This window comes from Coraliomargarita sinensis (assembly GCF_003185655.1).
In the GTDB taxonomy this organism is placed as follows: domain Bacteria; phylum Verrucomicrobiota; class Verrucomicrobiia; order Opitutales; family Coraliomargaritaceae; genus Coraliomargarita_B; species Coraliomargarita_B sinensis.
The window spans coordinates 132,743-151,594 of the sequence record NZ_QHJQ01000008.1; the positions used below are offsets into that span (position 1 = coordinate 132,743).

Annotated in this window: 13 protein-coding genes; 5 read left to right on the forward strand and 8 right to left on the reverse strand. The window is 55.3% G+C overall.

Going from position 1 to position 18,852, the window contains the following annotated elements:
• Positions 1-108 precede the first annotated feature (108 nt).
• Positions 109-1,380 carry a sulfatase-like hydrolase/transferase gene (locus DDZ13_RS11455; protein WP_158279901.1) on the forward strand — a complete coding sequence of 424 codons (1,272 nt, stop codon included), beginning with the start codon at positions 109-111 and terminating at the stop codon, positions 1,378-1,380.
• On the opposite strand, the gene DDZ13_RS11460 is transcribed toward DDZ13_RS11455, so the two are convergent.
• The gene (locus DDZ13_RS11460; protein WP_158279902.1) at positions 1,371-1,769 is read right to left on the reverse strand and encodes a transmembrane 220 family protein; all 399 of its coding nucleotides are present in this window, start codon (positions 1,767-1,769) and stop codon (positions 1,371-1,373) included. The two genes, DDZ13_RS11455 and DDZ13_RS11460, sit on opposite strands and share 10 nt — an antisense overlap.
• A gap of 158 nt (positions 1,770-1,927) precedes the next feature.
• Between DDZ13_RS11460 and DDZ13_RS11465 the strand changes: the two genes are divergently transcribed.
• On the forward strand, positions 1,928-3,265 hold the full coding sequence (locus DDZ13_RS11465) for an MFS transporter (RefSeq protein ID WP_110131593.1): 1,338 nt from the start codon (positions 1,928-1,930) through the stop codon (positions 3,263-3,265).
• Between the two features lie 320 nt (positions 3,266-3,585).
• Positions 3,586-3,975, forward strand: coding sequence for an RNA recognition motif domain-containing protein (locus DDZ13_RS11470; protein WP_233246149.1), 390 nt, complete (start codon positions 3,586-3,588; stop codon positions 3,973-3,975).
• Between the two features lie 54 nt (positions 3,976-4,029).
• On the opposite strand, the gene DDZ13_RS11475 is transcribed toward DDZ13_RS11470, so the two are convergent.
• Both DDZ13_RS11475 and DDZ13_RS11480 read right to left on the reverse strand, forming a co-directional pair.
• Positions 4,030-5,559 carry an MFS transporter gene (locus tag DDZ13_RS11475; protein WP_110131594.1) on the reverse strand — a complete coding sequence of 510 codons (1,530 nt, stop codon included), beginning with the start codon at positions 5,557-5,559 and terminating at the stop codon, positions 4,030-4,032.
• Positions 5,560-5,589: 30 nt separating this feature from the next.
• Positions 5,590-6,444, reverse strand: coding sequence for an MYG1 family protein (locus DDZ13_RS11480; RefSeq protein WP_110131639.1), 855 nt, complete (start codon positions 6,442-6,444; stop codon positions 5,590-5,592).
• 131 nt (positions 6,445-6,575) lie between these two features.
• Between DDZ13_RS11480 and DDZ13_RS11485 the strand changes: the two genes are divergently transcribed.
• A complete protein-coding gene (locus DDZ13_RS11485; RefSeq protein WP_110131595.1) occupies positions 6,576-7,685 on the forward strand; it encodes a phosphotransferase enzyme family protein in 1,110 nt (369 codons plus the stop codon).
• Between the two features lie 609 nt (positions 7,686-8,294).
• Here the strand turns inward: DDZ13_RS11485 and fusA are convergent.
• The 3 genes from fusA to DDZ13_RS11500 form a co-directional block, all read right to left on the reverse strand.
• Positions 8,295-10,427, reverse strand: coding sequence for an elongation factor G (gene fusA, locus DDZ13_RS11490; RefSeq protein WP_110131596.1), 2,133 nt, complete (start codon positions 10,425-10,427; stop codon positions 8,295-8,297).
• Between the two features lie 403 nt (positions 10,428-10,830).
• On the reverse strand, positions 10,831-12,381 hold the full coding sequence (locus DDZ13_RS11495; RefSeq protein ID WP_110131597.1) for a coiled-coil domain-containing protein: 1,551 nt from the start codon (positions 12,379-12,381) through the stop codon (positions 10,831-10,833).
• 21 nt (positions 12,382-12,402) lie between these two features.
• Positions 12,403-14,109: a hypothetical protein gene (locus DDZ13_RS11500; RefSeq protein WP_146209355.1), complete on the reverse strand. Its 1,707-nt coding sequence runs from the start codon at positions 14,107-14,109 to the stop codon at positions 12,403-12,405.
• 91 nt (positions 14,110-14,200) lie between these two features.
• On the opposite strand from DDZ13_RS11500, the gene DDZ13_RS11505 reads away from it, so the two are divergent.
• On the forward strand, positions 14,201-14,947 hold the full coding sequence (locus tag DDZ13_RS11505; RefSeq protein WP_158279903.1) for a class I SAM-dependent methyltransferase: 747 nt from the start codon (positions 14,201-14,203) through the stop codon (positions 14,945-14,947).
• 9 nt (positions 14,948-14,956) lie between these two features.
• On the opposite strand, the gene DDZ13_RS11510 is transcribed toward DDZ13_RS11505, so the two are convergent.
• Together DDZ13_RS11510 and radC are read right to left on the reverse strand one after the other, a co-directional pair.
• Complete coding sequence (locus DDZ13_RS11510) at positions 14,957-17,890, reverse strand: tetratricopeptide repeat protein (protein ID WP_110131600.1); 2,934 nt, start codon at positions 17,888-17,890, stop codon at positions 14,957-14,959.
• A 226-nt stretch (positions 17,891-18,116) separates the two neighbouring features.
• A complete protein-coding gene (radC, locus tag DDZ13_RS11515) occupies positions 18,117-18,842 on the reverse strand; it encodes a RadC family protein (protein WP_110131601.1) in 726 nt (241 codons plus the stop codon).
• Positions 18,843-18,852 lie beyond the last annotated feature (10 nt).

Consider the following 18,852-nt stretch of genomic DNA (forward strand, 5'->3'; position numbering starts at 1 on the left):
AGTGAGATACTTCCTTGTGTGAATATGATAAAACACATTCTACTTTCATTGCCGATCGTCGGGCTTACCTCTCTTAGCGCGGTGTCGCAGCCTGCTCCGGTTGGATCCATGCCAAGGCCACCAAACATCATCCTGATCATGGTCGACGATATGGGCCTCGGCGGTCTCAGTTGTTACGACAATCAATACTACAAGACACCTGAACTGGATCAGCTGGCCGCCGAAGGCTTGTTACTCACGGACTACCATTCCAATGGAACGGTCTGTTCACCCACCCGCGCCGCCCTGATGACAGGGCGCTACCAATACCGCATGGGGTGCCATTATGTCATTAACGCCAATCCCGAGCATAAAGATCATCGACGCGGTCTGCCGGCAAGTGAATGGACGCTGGCCGAAGCGCTCAAAGAGTCCGGATACACCACCGCAATTTTCGGCAAATGGCACCTCGGCTACAAAGAAGAATTCAATCCGGTGCGTCACGGCTTCGATCAGTTTAATGGCTTTGTCAGCGGGAATATCGACGCCCACTCCCACTATGACCGTATGATTACCAAGGATTGGTGGCAGAACCAAAAACGGGAGGACGAACCGGGCTACCATACTGATTTGATCACTCAGCATACCATTAACTTTATCCGGGATCATTCGGACCGGCCTTTCTTTATCTATGTTTCTCACGGGGCCCCGCATAGCCCGCACCAGGCCCGTGGCTCTGAGATACTCCGCGGTCCGGACAGAGGAAGGGTCCCGCCCTGGGGCGAGCCAGGCATGGTTTACTCCGAAACGCCCGGCGATCCCGACTGGCTGATGAAACATTTTATCCTGCCGGTGGATGAGGGTGTCGGCGAGATTAAAGCGGAAATTGAACACCTGGGCCTCGAGGAAAACACCATTATCTGGTTCGTTTCCGACAACGGTGGGACAAATGCAAACGGCACGCTGAGCTCGAATGCGCGGGGCAGGAAGGGACAAACCTACGAGGGCGGCCATCGTGTGCCCGGAATTGTTTGGGCACCGGGCCGGGTACGGCCTGGTACGAGCCCTGAACTGATCGCGAGTTTCGACATTATGCCGACAAGTCTTGCCATGGCCGATATCATGGTTCCTGAGCATATCGAGTTTGACGGCATCGATGTCGGTCCGGCCCTTAGCAAATCTGAAACGTTGCCGGAGAGAACCTTGATCTGGAAGCGCGGCCAACGCATTGGCTTGCGACAGGGACCGTGGAAACTGGTCGACGACGAACTGTACAACCTCGAATCAGATCCGAGAGAAACCAATGACCTCGCGTCAAAATATCCGGATCGCCTGGCCCGGATGCAGCGGGAGTTTCAGTCTGTGTTCGAGTCAGCAGTCGCCGAATCGCCTTACGATTGAGTTTGTCGACTCTGTCGGGGACGTACATGCCAGGCGAGCACCGTGAGCCAGATCGCGACGAGGAGCAGGCCGGCCGCTTCATTGGGTTGTTGGGTGGCGGCGTTCATGTTTGCCGGGACGGCAGTGGCGCGAAAGAGGCCCGCAAAGTCGAAATTGCCCACGGCATCCTGTAGACGGAAGAGGCAGGCCCCGACGGCGAAACCGATGCCGGCCGTAAGTGCGGCGAAGGGCAGTGGGCGGCGGGCATGGAGGAAAGTGGTGATGGCGGTGCAGGCGTAGAGTAGAAGCCAGAACCAGCTGTCGTGATTGCCATATTGCGCCGCGTCGTTGATCTGCAGAACACTGAAGAGGGCGAAGAGAGCTGTGAAAAGATAGCAGGTAATTTTCATGTTGTTGCTGATTGAAGAGACGACCATCCGGTGGCTGGGAAAGCGTATACGTTTCCTGTTCTGGATAGAAAACCGATTTTCGTATCCGATGCTAGATTGAACTGGAGAACTCTCCCGAGCAGACTTGCGCAAATGTCATACTCTGCCACGGTCCGGGGATGCCTGAACCGGATCTTGAAAAAATCGCCCTGCGCAACGTGCGCAACTTCACGCTCTTCCGCGTGTTTTTTACGGCGCGCTTTTATTATCCGGTCTACGCGGTTCTCTTCCTCGACTATGGGCTGTCCTGGGAGCAGTTCGGTGTACTGAATGCGGTTTGGGCGGCTACAATTGTTCTGGCTGAAGTTCCCTCGGGCGCTCTGGCCGATACGATCGGGCGTCGTACTTTGTTGATCCTGACCGGTATTTTAATGGTGCTGGAAATGGCAGTCCTGCTCGCCGCGCCGATTGGCGGAGGCAGTTTGCTCTTTTACCTCTTTCTGGCCAATCGCGTGCTCAGTGGTCTGGCGGAAGCGGCTGCGAGCGGGGCGGACGAGGCCTTAACCTTTGATTCACTCAAAGCGGCAGGTATGGAGCAGCGATGGGGGCACGTGCTTGAGCGGGTACAACGGGATACTTCACTGGCCTTTTTCTTTGCCATGACAATCGGGGCTGCCGTCTATGATCCCGAGATGGTCAACGCGGTACTCAACTTTCTCGGGGCCGGCTTTCATGTCGAGCAGTCCCAGTTGGTCAAAATGCCGATTTTACTGACCATGCTGTCGGGGATGATTGTATTCGCAATGGCGCTTCGCATGCGGGAGACGAATAAACCTCAGCGTGTCGCGCTAGCTGAAACAATTAGAGAAAGTGGTCGAAAGACTTTGGCAGCTGGACGCTGGATTTGGAAGACGCCCTTGCCTTTCGGAATTATCCTCGCCGCTATGGTGATCGACAGTGTGATCCGGCAGTTTTTGACCATGGCCAGTGAGTATTGGAAAGTGATCGAGTATCCAATCGCCAGCTACGGATTGATCGGTTCGGGGATGGCTCTGCTGGGACTCTTTGTTCCGCGTATCGCCCGCCTGATGTCCGATCGGAACTCACCGGTCCGCAACTTCCTCTACACCAGTTCGGTCGTTTTGGTTGGTTTGGCAGGCCTGGCGATGGCCATCCCTTACTGGGGTATTCTGCCAGCCGTCCTCCTCTATGCCTCCATTCAGTTGACGGGTTTCTTTGTCAGCCGCTACCTCAATGAAGTGGCCGATTCCGAACAACGTGCAACCGTGTTGAGCTTCCGCGGGCTCTCGACCAATGTCAGTTATGGTCTGGTATCTCTGCTTTTCTCCGGTCTAATCGCCTCAATCAAGTTACAAGAGGTTGTGGGTGAATATGCTACGGAAGAAGCTTTTCAGAATGCCGTCTTTGTGGACGCGTTGGCTTGGTTCGCTCCCTGGTTTGCCCTCACGGTCGTTATGGTTTTTGTAGCGCATCGGTTGCGGTTTGGCAGAAAGTGATATTACGCGGGTTCCCTTTGTAGGGGTGCAGCTTAGCGGCACCCGCGAGCGTAGGGGGGTATCAAAATTACGTGACCGTCTCGAGCGTTCGCGGGCTTCCCGAAGGCAAGCCCCTACGATTGCTGCATGACGTGTATAATGCGGCTTGCTTTTTACCGCGAATCGTCAATAAGCGAACATACTATAACACCTGTTTAGATTCAGAGCGTGGGTTAGGCATCCGTTGGAGAGAGAAATTGTATTCAGTCAGGTGACGTCCGTCATGTCGGCGGAACTCAGGGCAAAGAAGCATGTGGTATAGCCTAAAGTAAAAGAGAATAATGAATACAAAGATGTATGTAGGCAATTTGTCCTACGACGCTACCGACGGTGATCTCCGTGAGCTTTTTGAAGCCCATGGCGCCGTAACCGACGTTTTCATCGTCAAAGACCGGGAGTCCGGCCGCCCACGCGGTTTCGCTTTCGTCTCGATGGAAACTCCTGAAGAAATGACTGCAGCGATTGAAGGCCTCAACGGTGAGGAATTCCTTGGTCGTGCACTGACAATTAACGAAGCACGTCCGCGTGAAGAGCGCCCTCAAGGCGGCCGCAAGTTTGGCGGCGGCGGAGGAGGCCGTGGAGGATTCAACCGTGGCGGTGGCCGCGGTGGATTCGATCGTCGCGGCGGTGACCGCCGTGGTGGTCGCGGAGAGTCAGAAGCAAGTTACTAGGCTAGACCGACAACTTCATTTTACAAAGGGCCTCCGATTGGAGGCCCTTTTTATTTAATCGGGTCCACGCCTGGTCATTCGATTGATTGTCGACGAAGTCGACCGCGTCGTCTTGCGGAGTATTTCATAAGGGAAAGCGGTCATGCGCCGCATGCCCATGTTCAGCCCGGATGGGGTGAAAAAGCTGTTGCGCACTGATGCGAATACCTGATCGCGGACCTCGGATTCGCTTACCGTGCCGGCCTCTTCGATAAGCGATAGGCGATGCCATGCGTAGAGCCCCATCATGGCGGATGCACAAAACACGAAATCAATGCCGCGCAGGCTAAGTGCAGGAATCGCCACGGCATCGGCCATCTCTGCGATATCCTTTCGGTAGAAGATGTTGATGCTGATTTCCTTAATGGCAAAAAAGCTGCCGATCAGGCCGCCGATGACCGGTGCGATCGTGGCTGCGAGACCGGCGCAAAATGCATTGGTGCCGAGGTAGGCGGTGGCCTTGCCCCGCGGGGCCAGTTTGAGTGCAATATTGGCCGCGCAGAGATTGAAGCCTGCGGTGGATATGCCACCCACAAGATGAATGAAAATCAGTAAGGGGATCGTCAGGCTGTAGCGCTCGGGCAGAGTGGTAAATGGGTAGGTTAATAACAAGAGCACGTAAAGCGGCACGGAAACAGCCAGCACGCTCTTATTGCTGAAATGGTCGGCGATTCGCCCCCAGACTTTGAAAAAGTAAACGTTGGTCACCTGGCTGAGCAGCGCCAGCAGGATGACCCCGCTCATGGGGATGCCGATGCGCTTGAGCATGTAAACGGCGAAAAAGGCACCGGACATGATTACGGTAAAACTCCAGGCGGCAGAGAAGAAGAGCAGCTTCCGGAAATTATGGTCCTGAACCGGCTCGATTAAGGTGGAGAGCCAATGCCGGTCGGCTTCTCGTGCCGCCATTCTCGGCTCCGGGACATGGGTCAGCAATCCCGTACCATAGAGTCCGAAACCGGCCGCGATGAGGAAAATGACCGCATAGGCACGTGCAAGATCGTCGTAGATATTTGTCAGCCCATCGACGCTGAAGCCAGCCGCAAGGCTCAAGGTGGCCCCCAGTGCGGTGGCAGCTGCCAGTCGCGAGGCCAGATAGCTACCCATGGTTTTTTCCGGAACGATGTCTTTGATCCATGAGTTCCAGGAACAACCTGCCACCGAACCTCCAAAAAAGAAAAGCATCATGAACAGGGTGAAGAGAAACACGCCGGTTCCTTCCGGTGCAAAAAACGGGGTAAAGGCTGCGGCGACCAGCGATAGTCTCGAGGCACCGGCAAATACCACGGTCAGTAATTTGCGGAGTCCTATTTTCTCAACCAGCAGTATTGCCGGTATTTGCGCCATTTGTGATATGGGGGCCAAGCTGGCCAGAAGACCGATCACGAAGTTACTGGCCCCCAGGGCCAAAGCCATGCCCGGCAGGAAAGCTCCGGTCACCAGCAGTGCCATCGCGTGCGAGCACAAGCCGTCGTAAAAGAGATACTTCAGCCCCTTCTTCCGGTCCGCGTCATCCAGCTGAGTAATCGGGAGATACCATGCCATGCGGTATGCCGTGCAAGATCGTTGCCAGTCTTAGTTCTGCGCAAAGGTTGCCTGAACCAAATTTTTCAGACGGTCGGGGTCGACTGCCGAAGTTTTCGCGATAAAGCCCTGCTTGTGGGCGAAGTGCACATCGCTTTCCTGTTCGATCCGGGTGAAGTCCAGGCGAGGATCATCATTGTAGCGGCGCATCCCGTAGCCTTCGCCCCGGCGGTCGGGGTAGACTGTCGCCAGTACTTCGGTTTTGACCTCAAGCTCTTCGATGTAACGGCCCAAACCGGCAGAGGGCTCCCCGGGCAGAGGCTCGGTACGGGGCAAGTAGAGCACCGAAAAACCGTCGAGCTCCCAAATTTCGGCGTGCTCCGCGATATATGCCATCCGTTCCCGAAGGCCGGAAATGTAGGCGATCAAATCCTGGCCGATCATGCGCATGATTTCCCAAACTGGTTCGCCCGGCTGGTGAACCTCCTGACCGGCGAATCGGCGCAGCAGGGTAACATCGATCGGCGAATTCAGCTTGGCCAGGATATCGCGGCCGGCACCGAGCCAGTCTGCCGTATTCACCGGGCCGCGGCAGTCCAGCCACTCGGAGGTTTCGAGCCAGTCGCAGAAGCGCTTGGCATCGTCATAAAGCCCAAGATCCTGCAAGACGAGTGAGAGGGCGCAACTCGGCGGCGCCTCGCGGGGAAATTGGTGATGATCGAAGTTCGACTTTGCAGGGTCGTGCTGGTGACCAATGTCGATCACCGCGATCTCTTCGGAATTCAGGTCTTCCGGTTTCGGGTCACGACGTTCGATCCGGACGGGGTTGTCTGCCAGCAATACGCAGCAGGCAAGTAAATCGTCTTTGTGGGCCCCTCCGGGATGGGTTAAGATGGATGTAAGCATCGGTTGAAGGTCAAACATCGAACGTCGAACGTCGAACATTGAATAGGGGATTCTTCAATGAGAACGCTGACCTTAGTACAGCAGAAGGTTGACACCGCAGCCATATTCGAGCGCTCTTACCTCTTTTTTACATGATTGCGGAAACCATAGCGATGCAGTTTCAAGTGCCGGGGCAGCTGGTGGCGCTGGAGTCGATTGGCTCGGGTAATGTGAACGACACCTACAGGGTGGTCTTACGGACGACGTTTTCCGAAGAGCAATATATCCTGCAGCGGATCAACCAGTCGGTTTTTAAGAATCCGGCTCTGGTGATGTCCAACATGAAGGCCGTTACCGACCACGCGCATAAACGTATTCTTGAGGAGGCGGATCAGGCGGACCGGATTTGGCAACTGCCCCGTGTGATTCCGGCGATGAACGGGGATGATTTCGTGGTGGATGAAAAGGGCGGCTACTGGCGGGCCCTTTCCATGATCGCGAGCACGAACAGTTATGAGAGGATCAGCATTCCCGAGCATGCCGCCGAGGCCGGACGTGTGCTGGGGCATTTCCAGCGTATCATCGCGGATTTTCCCATAGGTGAACTTGAAGACACACTACCCGGATTCCACATCACTCCGGAGTACCTGCGCAAATACGATGCGACGTTGGCTCAGAGGAGTGCGCAAGAACGCTTGGAGCTTTCGGCCGAGGCACGACGTCTGGCTCAGTTCGTTGAGGACCGACGCGATTTCGTCAGTATTCTTGAATCGGCTCTGGAGCGTGGGGAGCTGACGCAGCGACCAATCCACGGGGATCCGAAGATCACCAACGTAATGATTGATAAAGTAACCGGGAAGGGAACCAGCATCGTCGATCTCGATACGGTCAAGCCTGGTCTGGTGCACTATGATTTTGGCGATGCGGTGCGAAGCGGTTGCAACCCTGCGGGGGAAGAGGCGACTGATCTCAAGGAAGTTAAGCTGGATCTGGATCTCTTTCAGGCTCTGGTGCAGGGTTATCTCTCGGAGGCCAAGGGTTTTCTGACCGAAAACGATAAGAAGTATCTCTACGATTCGGTCCGGCTTATCGCCTTCGAACTCGGGTTGCGATTTTTTGCCGATTATCTCGCGGGGAACGTTTATTTCAAAACCAGCTACGAAGCACAGAACCTCAACCGTGCACGGGTTCAGTTTTCGCTCTGCGAAAGCATCGAGACAAGAGAGAGCCAGATGCGCCGGATCCTGGAGACGCATTGCTAGGTATTCGTAGAGGCTGCGCTTGCGCATGCCAGCCTTGGCTTCATGAATGCCGAACAATGCCGTGCGTTTGCATGGTGCATTCGATTTACACCTCTTCGGGCCGCAACCAACGAAATGCGATCAAGCGGAACTTTCTGCCGTAAGTTCGGTTATCCTCGCTAGTGAGTTCATCTAGGCCCATTTCGGCATAATCGATTGAATCATACGAAATTGAATAAAAATTGATATAATCGAACAATTTATTTTGTAGCTATGGCAGCATGCCACGGCGTAATCCGATGAAAACGGGTCCTCTGCCATCCTCATGCATAGATATGGGATAGAGCCAGAGACTGGCTCTGCTACATCAATCCGATTGAACCATAATTAAATCGAAGCGGTAGCATACCAATTCCGAAACCCGTTGAACGACCCGCTTCGCACCATGCGTGATCGCCTGAACGGCGATTTGGGCATCCGCGAGCAGAGCCCCTACGGTCTACCGTCGGACCATTGGCCGATGACAAAAAAAGCCCCCGCTCTTTCGAGACGGGGGCTTTTGGAAATACTGGCTTCCCTGCTTCGCTCTGTGAGCTACGCAGGACAGGCTGACATATTGGAGCGAAGCGCCTACTTCTTCTTCGCTTCTTCGCGCTCGAGAGCTTCCTTGATCACTTGCTCGGCCACGTTCTTCGGGCACGGCGCGTAGTGGGAGAACTCCATGGAGAACTGGCCACGACCGGAGGTCATGGTGCGCAGGTCGCCGATATAACCGAACATTTCGGAAAGCGGGGCATCTGCCTTGATGCGGATTCCGGTGTTGGCCGGCTCCTGGCTTTTGATCATACCACGGCGGCGGTTGAGGTCACCGATCACGTCACCCATGTTTTCCTCACCACAGAAGACGTCGAGCTTCATGATGGGCTCAAGGATGTCGGGATTGCCCTTCGGCATCGATTGGCGATAAGCGGCCTTGGAAGCGATTTCGAAAGCAACCGCAGAGGAGTCCACGGCGTGGAAGGCACCATCGGAGAGGGTGACCTTGATATCCACGGTCGGGTAGCCGGCGAGAACACCCTTTTCGAGCGAGTTCTTGAAGCCTTTTTCCACGGCGGGCCAGAATTCGCGGGGGACGTTACCACCGACGACCTTCGATTCGAAGACGAAGTTCTTCTTATCTTCCTCCTCGTCCTGAACCAGGGGCTCAATTGTGTAGTCGATCTTCGCGAACTGACCGGAACCACCCGACTGCTTCTTGTGGGTGTAGCTGTCGGTGACGGGAACCGTGATCGTTTCGCGGTAGGCGACCTGAGGCTTACCGATTTCGGCTTCGACACCGTAAGTGCGCTTCAGAATGTCGACCTTAATGTCGAGGTGGAGCTCACCCATCCCCTTGAGGATCGTTTCGCCGGAGTCTTCGTCGGTCTCAACCTGGAAGGAGGGGTCTTCCGCGACCATCTTGCCGATGGCGACACCGAGCTTCTCTGCCTGGCCTTTGTCCTTCGGCTTGACCGCGATCGAGATAACAGGATCCGGGAAGACCATGGGCTCGAGCGTGGCCGGATCGTTCGGATCGCAGAGCGTGTGACCGGTTTGCACGGTCTTCATGCCGAGAAGGGCGACGATGTCACCCGCCTGTGCGGAATCGATCTCGTTGCGGTCGTCGGCGTGCATTTCGATAATGCGGCCGATACGCTCGGTCTTGCCGGTGAAGGAGTTGAGCACGGTCATACCCTTCTGAACCTTGCCGGAGTAAATACGGGTGAAAGTGAGCGCGCCGTATTTGTCGTCCATGATCTTGAATGCCAGCGCGCGGAGCGGCTCGTCCACCGAAACGACGGCTTTTTCGCCGGTCGGGTGACCTTCGGCATCCACTTCATCCTGCGGCTCGACTTCGGTCGGGGAGGGCAGGTAATCGACAACGGCGTCGAGCACGAGCTGCACACCCTTGTTCTTGAAGGAGGAACCACAGTAGGTGGGGAAGAAGGAGAGGTTGATGGTGCCCTTGCGGATGCACTTCTTGATTGTATCGATGTCGGGCTCGTTGCCTTCGAGGTAGGCTTCCATCGCTTCGTCGTCTTGCTCGACGGCGGTCTCGATAAGTTGCTCGCGGTATTCCTCGACCTTGTCCTTCATGTCTTCCGGGACAGGCTGCTTCTCATAGTTCAGCGGATCGCCGGACTCATCCCAGACCCAGGCTTCGCGGGTGAGCAGATCGACCACGCCCTTGAGGTCGCTCTCCGTGCCGATAGGCAGCACCATAACGAGCGGTGTCGCGCCGAGAACGTTTTTCACCTGGTCGACGACCTTGTAGAAATCGGCACCGATACGGTCGAGCTTGTTGACGTAGATCAGGCGGGCAACCTCCGAGTCATTGGCGTAGCGCCAGTTGGTTTCGGATTGGGGCTCAACACCGCCGGAACCACAGAAAACACCGATGCCGCCGTCGAGGACCTTGAGCGAGCGATAGACTTCAACCGTGAAGTCGACGTGCCCGGGGGTGTCGATGATGTTGAAACGGTAAGGTGCTTTAGCGTGCTGCTGCTCGCTGCCCGGCCAGAAACAGGTGGTGGCGGCGGACTGAATGGTGATGCCACGCTCCTGTTCCTGCTCCATGAAGTCAGTTGTGGCGGCACCGTCGTGCACTTCGCCGAGTTTGTGGATCTTACCCGTGAGCTTGAGAATACGCTCAGTCGTTGTGGTCTTACCCGCATCCACGTGTGCGAAGATGCCGATATTTCTGTATTTGGACAGGTCTGTCATGGTCGTTTAGTTGGTGTTGTTAAAGTCTGATTTTCAGCTGGATAGGAGTGGATTTTTGAAATCGAACACTTGCCGGATTTTCAAAAAAGAGGCGGAGATTATGCCTGAGTCCGGAGACTGCAAGAACGGAAAATGGGAGAATTTGTGATGGATGGTTGAGTGGTAGGTGGTTGATTTGTGCGTGGTTGAGTGGGGCTGTCGCTGTCGAGGCTGCGCTTGTGCATGCCATAGCTCTGTTCAAGCGATGCTCTGTTTCTGGAGAGTTCCCACCATCTTGAGTTCGTGGCAGAACGAGGGGGAGGGGTGCTTTTTTTGGGTGGCCGAGACCGGCATCCGCCGGCGGATGCCGGAGTGAATGCCGAGAAGGCTATGTGCAGCGATAAATGAAAATATGCCGTACAGCCTAGCGCACCTCGGAGGGTAGCTGCCTGACGCGGTCCTGCATTTTGTCGATGGTGCTGCGGGCCGTTTCGGGCTCAAAGCGACTGCCGAGATTGAGGACGGCGCTGGCCACGAAATCCTCGATCACCACGGCGTGGCGTGTGTCGGTGAGCAGACCAACGAACTGGCTGTTCTTGGTAAAGGCCAGGTCGCCACGCGAGGCGGCAAAGTCGGCAAAAAGCTCACCCAGGGCAGGCCGCTCCATCTTGAGAAAACGTGCGCTACTGGTCAGACGGCGGAATTCGGTCCGCCCGAAGTTGCTCTCATCGTTTTTGACCAGCACGGCCTCCTCCCAGCGCTCCGGTTGTAGGGCGAGCGGGAAGGGCTCCAATCCGCTGCTTTCCGCGAAGATTTTGGGCAGCGGGATAAAGATCAGGCGTGGATCTGTGGCAAGAAAACCGATTTGGTTGACCTGTATCCGTTCACTACCGGTTTGGATCGTGAGTGTGGCGCTTTCCACACGAGCGGATTTTGAAAGGGAGAAAGGCGAATTGTCGGAGTGTGTGACGAGGTAGTAATTTTCGTCCTGTCCCACGACCAGGATGCTGCGGCTTTCATAGCTTCTCTCGACCGTGCCTCCGAGTAGCCCCTGCTCCTGCGAGGTGAAGCGGATGGTCGCCCGGTTCTGCTGGAAACGGGTGAAGATTTCGCTCATCGTCTGCGGACGTGAGGCCTCGATCTCTTTCTGGATCGCTTCCGAGGACTGGGCGATGTTGGTCACATTCTGGCCAATTTGGCTGACGCCCTGCCCGAGCTGGTTCACGCCCTGCCCCAGAACCGCCACGTTGTCGGTCAAGCGGTCGGCCCGCGCAAAGGCCTCGGCTTTTTCACGCTGTTCCTTGGTCAGATTTTCGGAGAGCAAGCGCTGCTCGGTCTGGGCCACTTCCAACGCCTTGTTGAGTTCAGCCTGCTGTTGAGCCAGTTTTTCCCTTTCCTCCCGGGCGGCTTTCAATTCGGCTTCGCGGCGTGCCAGCTGGGCTTCCCTCTCGCGAAGTGCCTGTTCGGTCTGCTTGAGCCGTTCTTCCGAGACGGAGCGCTCTTCCTTGACCGCGCCGAGTGTGTTGGCGAGTTCGACACGTTCTTCGCTGGCTTTCTGAAGTTCCTCGCGTGTCGCTTCGTAGCGTTGTGCCAGTTGTTCTCGTTCCGCGGCCAGTTCGGACTGCTTGGCTTCCACTTCGGCCTTGGCCTGGGCCAACTCTTGGGCTTCGGCGCTGGTTTTCTCCAAATTGGTCATCGTCTCGGCCAGTGCGGCCTCACGCTCCGCAAGCTTCTGCGCCTTCTCCTGCAAGCTTGCGCGAGTCTCCTGCAGGTCCGAGCTGAGGTTTTCCCGCGAGCCCTGCTCGGCTTGGAGGGATTCTTCGAGGAGCTCGATCAGTTCCGCTTCAGCCGTCGCGGATGAGGCCGTGGCATCAAGAGCCGGTTCCGGCTTCTCCTCGGGTGGATCGAAACGCGCCAGGGCCAGCATGCTCAGCAACAGGAAGTCGCAGATTACCAGCATCAGAGTCTTGTTCATGGCAGGGTATTTCTCCGGGGTTTACAGTTTGATATTTTTCATCAGTCCCCCGGAGTCGTCTTCCCCTCCGAGCCGGCCCGCTTCCAGGATGAGTTGCCTGCGAAAAGGACGCAGGTGCATCACCTTGAGCAAGGCGACAAAAAGAATGCCGAACAGCGTCGAAGCGTAGGCCGCCATCAAACTGGCTTCGACAATGCCGACCGCGACGAGGATGAGGGACAGTACTGTGCCGCCGAGGCCGACGTAGAGCCCGAAATCGAAGAGGTTTTCTTCGTTGTCCAGCAGTTGCAGCTTCATCTTGGGGTTGAGCATTTGCTTGGAGATCTCCTTAAGCTTGATCAGGCAGAAGCAGTAGATGACGAGTTGCACGACAAAGAAGAGCAACAGGACGAGAAGGGTGACTTGATTGAGTTCTTGCATAGCTTTAACGGGAGATTTGATGGATTCGATGGCTCCGGCCACGGCAAACTCGATGCGTGGTGCGGAGTCGACTTCGTCGCTGGTTGATTTTAGAATGTCCGGCTCAAATGTAAACCAGAGGGTTAATGTAAATACCAAGCTCAGGCAGATGTCCCGGGCGAGGATAGGGGGCGTAAAATAACCGACTTCGCGGGACGCTTTTGAGGAACCGCGCCAGGCGGCTCCCATGGCAAGAGAAAAGGCCAGCCCCGCCGCGAGGAATAGGCCCAGCTTCAGCCAGAGCGCAGAGCTTCGGCTGGTGATGGAAAGCTGGGTGAAAAATGGCGGGCGGTATGGCTCAAGCGGTTTTAAAATCTGTTGGCTCAGGGTGGTCGGTTGGTGCACCGGCAGTGCTTCCCTGAGCAAATAGTCCACCGCGCCGGGCCCGTCATTCAGTGCGAGCCTGACATCCTGCAAGCCGGATTCGGGATTTTGGGAGAGGTAGTCAAAAAGCGGTTGGCTGGCCTCCTGATAGTGCAAAATGGCGTAGAGGAGTGGGATCTCTTCCGGCCGGGCTCGAAATAGAGTTGCCATGTCGGCCCACCCTTGAAGGGATTCATTGAACTCGGCCAGATTGGCGACTGAGCGGAAGTCCAGCTGGCGGCCCAAAGAGAGTGTCGCCATGATTAAGGCTTCGACAGCCGAAATCGCGTCACTTTCACCAATCGCCGCCTGATTGGCCAAGCCACCGATCTGGTCGGCCCATTCCGGGTCAATATGATCGCTTTCGATCAGCTGAGCGATCGTCAGCAGGCCGGCATCGTAGGGGGCACCCGCAGGATGACTGGCGGGATGAAGCTTCACCATGCCTTCAAGCTCGCGGATATTCAGTAAGGCCGCAATATTGGCATTGCTCGAGTTCGAGAGTCGTTCCACCAGAGTGAGTCGCTGATTGCGGGGTAGCAGTAGCGAAATGACCGGATTGAAGGCTTCTTCACTGAGGCGGTCCTGAGGCAATAAATCGATAAAGGCCTCGAAGCTCGAATCAGGGCCGCCGATCAAAGATATTGCCGGTTGCCGCCCGTTCAGCCTTTGGATCTCGGGGGTGAATCGCTCGGTATTCCCGGTGGCCTCTGCCAGGATCCGGGCGGGGCCGGTGTGGGCGGCATTGAGACTTTCCGAGATTTTCGCCCCATTTGATGGGCCTGCTTCGCCCGCCGCATCGACGGCCACCGCATCAACCGTGCGCAAGTGGGCCGGGACCAGCAGACCTCCCAAACTGAGGGCCGCTGATAGGGCTAATAGGAATATGACCTTAATAAAAGACACAGGGCTCTTGTATAGTATGCAACTAGGCAGGAATTGTTCCTCATGCAATAGGGAATGCAGTTGCCAAGTACTCCCCCGGATTGCACATCTCATGCCAGCACTCATGGATTCGGAGAAGGTAAAAGCTTATTTTGAGGCGGACAATGTCGTGGCGCATTATGCCGACGCTGCAGCACGATTGGGCCTCTGGGTTTCCGAGGAAAAGATTTTGACGCGTCTATTTAAAACGGACGAGTCCATTCTGGAGTTGGGTTGCGGAGTGGGGCGTATCGCCATCGGCCTACATGAGTTGGGCTACCGCAACGTTCTTGCGACGGACTACTCCCGTCCGATGATCCAGCGGACCCGCAGTCTGGCCAAGCTGTTGGAATATGCCATTCCGACTCAGGTTGCGGATGCCCGCGCCCTCAAGTTTGAAGACGAGGTCTTTGACGGTGCCATCTTCGGTTTCAACGGCCTCATGCAAATTCCCTCCGAGGCTGGGCGCATACGGGCGCTATGCGAGATTTACCGGGTGCTGCGCCCGGGGGCCTGGTTTGTCTTTACCACCCATGACCGCGAGCGATCCCCGTATCAGGAATTCTGGCAGGCCGAGTACAAGCGCTGGGTGGCGAAGGAACAATCACCCGACTTGGAATGTTTTGGCGATCGGGCCGAGCAAACCAAGGACGGCCTGCACTTTATGCATGTACCGACAGTCGAAGAGATGAAAGCGCAGCTTACCGAAGCCGGCTTCCGGCTTGAGGCTACAGTCATGCGCTCCGAACTCGGCGAAGAACCGGCGGAGGTAAAGCATTTTTCCGATGACTGCCGTTTCTGGGTGGTACAGAAGCTCTAGATGAGCGGACTAGAATCGACTGTTTGAAGCGTTCAGCGACTCTGTCAGGAATTGTTTTATTTCGTAGTCGAGGAAGAAGAGGCTGCCCGCTGTTTGATAATCTTTACTGCTACGCCAGTTATCAAAGTTTTGAGTGCCGCTCTCCTCTATCATCCTTGCAGAAGCTTTCAGGGGATATACTTGCTCGCTCCGCTCCGGCATGATTGGGAGCACGGACTCGAGAGTGCCCCAGAGTTGTCCGGTTTGAGCAATGGTTAGACCTCCGAGCGAGCCCAGTGTTCGGCTGGGAGCTATTTCGAGCATCGCTTTCGTCGCTTTCAAGCCGAGTGCATGGTCGCTCGTTCTAGCGGCTAGGTTTCTGAGGTGAGACCAGGCATTGTAGTATAAAGGGTCGAGCTCGACGGCTTTTTTGAAATTTTGCACTGCATCCTCCGGACGGTTCCTGCTCTCGTTCAGGTACCCCATCAGATAATGCAAGCTGGCTTGCTCCGGCCGTTTAGCCAACATTCGGGTAAAGACTCGCTCAGCAACTGTCTCTGCACGTTCACCTTCAAAAGCTCCTTCGCAACCGAAGCAGTGGCTCTCGATGCGACCGAACTGGTCGGGCATGAGAGTGTAAGCTGCTTCGAAATGCTTTTCGGCGTCAGCATGTTGCCCGGCCGCCTCCAATTCGACTGCAGCACGGAAACGGACGCAATAAGCATCCGCAAAGAGGGCAAGCGATTCCTGGTAAAGGCGCAGCGCATCAAGGTGCAGGCCAGCCGTGCGATACTCGTCAGCGATTTCACTGAGATCAACGGCTGCGACGACGTTTTCAAAGACTTCGGCTTCCTCGTTATTCCGCGCTTTGAGGATGTCCGCCAATACTGCGTAGGCCCGCAGTCGGTTATTGGCGTTCATTTCTCCATCGCTGGGATCAATCGAGATGGCCTGGCGAGCCATCTCTTCGGCCGCCTCAAGCTCTCCGCTGTCCTTAAGTAATACGGCCTGCCAGATCAGAGGACGTTCTTCAAAAGGAGCTTCCTTGGCTAATTCCCGAAAAAAATCGCCGGCAGCAGCACCTTCTATTTCGATCAATGCCTTGTAAGCCGAATCGGCGGAATTATTTTCGTAACGCAAGTAGTCCCGCAGGATGGACCTTGCTTCGTGCGACCTGCCAATGGCATGCAAAGAGACTGCGGCATCGACTTCAAAAATTTGATCTCGATTGTAAATCGAGACATTCTTGAGGTCTTTAGCACGCCAGCCAATTGCGTGATCGAGAAGGTGAACCGCATCCTGGTGTTGTCCGTTCTTTGTATAGAGCCCAGTTAATAGTGCGAGTGTCTGCACGATATTAACTCTACCTTGCTCTAAGGTATTTCGAGTTACGCCGTGGAGTGCACTCTTCAGCTGATTATATGCCGCCAGATCATCTCCCTTTTGTGAGTAGTAAGTCGCTAATTCGCCTACAAGCGATTGGCGCTGGTAATTTTCCAGAGTGTCCAGCGCTTCCTTTTGAAGTTCAATGATCGCTCCGGCCAGCTCTGGCTCTTCAATAAGGTCCATCGCACGTGCATATTTAATTAAAGAACTCGTCTGGTTTTTGCTTTTAAGAAGCTCCAGGAATCTATCCGATTCCGTCAGTATCGATTGAACTGCAGCGGATGCTTCCCTGTGAAGGCCAAGCGATAACAATCTATCCCATTCCAGTTTTCTGTAGGCGATTTCTTTAACGCTTCCGGAAGAAGCTTTCTCCAGCTTTCTTATCCGGGCCAGCAGAGGGTCATTTTTTCCCGCCTCGAGCGGCATCGCACTTTGCAGAATTTCAAGCAACTCGGGGCTTTCGCCGACTTCAAGCAGTCGCACTGCGATCGCTTGCAATGTTTCGCTCGGGTAGTTTCGACTTTGGTAACCAAAGATACTTTTAATAAAGTTTCCGGCCTGTTTGCTGTCGGCAGCTGCAAAGGCTTCCCACTGCTTCCAGGCTTCTTCAACGTCCCGGGATTTTAGGGCATTTGAAATTCTGATTCTGTAGGACTGCTCTGTTGCCGGTAAATCTTCGCGCTTATCGTTGTAATAGGCGATGTCATCACTGTAGGTCGGGCTGCTCTCATCCAGATAGTCGAGAAATCCTTCATTGGGCACCATGTCATGTGCGCGGATGTAGGCGTAGACCGGAGAAACCATATTTCGGGGCAAGCGATGTGGGCGGAGGTTATCACCGAGAGCATTGACCAGGCGCGCGATCTGTGCATCCAGAGCTTTACCTTTGTACAGTTGGGTCAGGTCGGGGACTTCGCTGTAGTAGCGGTTTGGGTTTTGCTCGATATGATGAATGATTTCCGCGTAAGCTTTACGTTGCAGCTGTGGCATCGAGCTCTCTTTGACAGCTAATTCGTAGATGGGTAATAAACGCTGATAGCCCATGCTCCCGGAGCTGTTGCTCAGGCCAATCAAAGCACCCGTAATACCTTTATTTGCAGCTTTTCCGTTGGGCTCGTTTTCTTGCTCCGTGGTCGGCAGCATTTGAATTGCTGTTGCTTCGTCCCCCTGTAGCAGAGCGATAAGGAATTTGAGCCCTTCTGTTTTTGAGCCAGTGTAAGCGCCGTCATCATCATTAAGCAGCTTGTTTAATATTGGCCATTCACGCTTTTTCGGGAAATAGCGACCAATTTCCTCAATTTGCCGTGCAAACCTTTCACGTTCTTCCCAATCACTTGTTCTGGAGAGACTGCGAGCCCAAGTGATATAGGTGTCCAGCCAAAGCTTTACCCGCGCCTCCGTACCTTCAACCTCCTTGACCCGTTTCAGGTAAATCTCAGCCGGATTGATGCGTTTAACCTGATTACTTTTCTCATCAAGTAACTGGTCTGTTATATACTGGGCTTCCGGCAGTTCTATTGCGGGCGACGAAGCGACGCCGATGACGAGGGAGAGTAAAATTAGTTTGGGTTGAAGCATACCCTGAACATGACGAGCAAAAGTGCATGCGTAAAGGAAACTAACTGAGCTTCGCTCAGTTTATTGCGTTCGAAAGCCGGTCGTGCTCGTTACTTATGACCCACGGGTGTACCTGCCTGATCGCTACGCGTCAGTGAAAAGGATTCAACCCATTTAGAGTAAGAGTGGGGCGATTCGTTCATCAGTACACCCTGGACAGCAGGTGAAAGCAGACTTTTCAACATCGCTACACCAAGCCGGCATCGTTGAAGCTGTAGTAGCCGAGTCGATTGGGGTCCCTGGATGCCTCGCCCACGATAATGTGGTCGATCAGGTCGATGCCGATGACTTTGGCCGCTTCGCGAAGCTGGCGGGTCACATGGATGTCGGCCCGGCTGGGAGCGGGGTCGCCGCTGGGATGGTTGTGTACCGCGATGATCGCAGTGGCGCTGAGCTTGATGGCCTCGCGGAAAACTTCGCGGGCATGGACGAGGCTGTTGGTGGCGGTGCCTTTGGTGGCCTCCACCCGGCGGAGCAGGCGGTTTTTGCGGTCGAGGCAGAGTACCCAGAAGTGCTCGACTTCGACGCCGGCCACCAGCGGGCGGAAATAGCGCGCGACCACTTCAGGTGTGTCGAAGGTAGTGATTTCGGATGAGTCCTGCTCCTCCAATATGCGTTTAGCGAACTGCATAATGGCCAACAACTGCAGCGCCTTCACCTTTCCAATCCCCCGGATCTGCATAAAGTCTTCTGCCGACCAACGGAGGAGGGCGGCCAGCGATCCTGCTTGATCCAGAAGTTTGCCGCACATAGTGACCACATCCACCCCTTTCGGCCCGCTGCGGAGAATCATGGCCAACAGCTCGCGGTCACTCAGCGCAGAAGCTCCCAGTCGTTCCAGTCGCTCCTGCGGGCGCTCGCTGGCCACCATGTCGCGCATGCGCCGCTGAGCAGGGTAGGTTAAATTGACCATAAGTGAACTT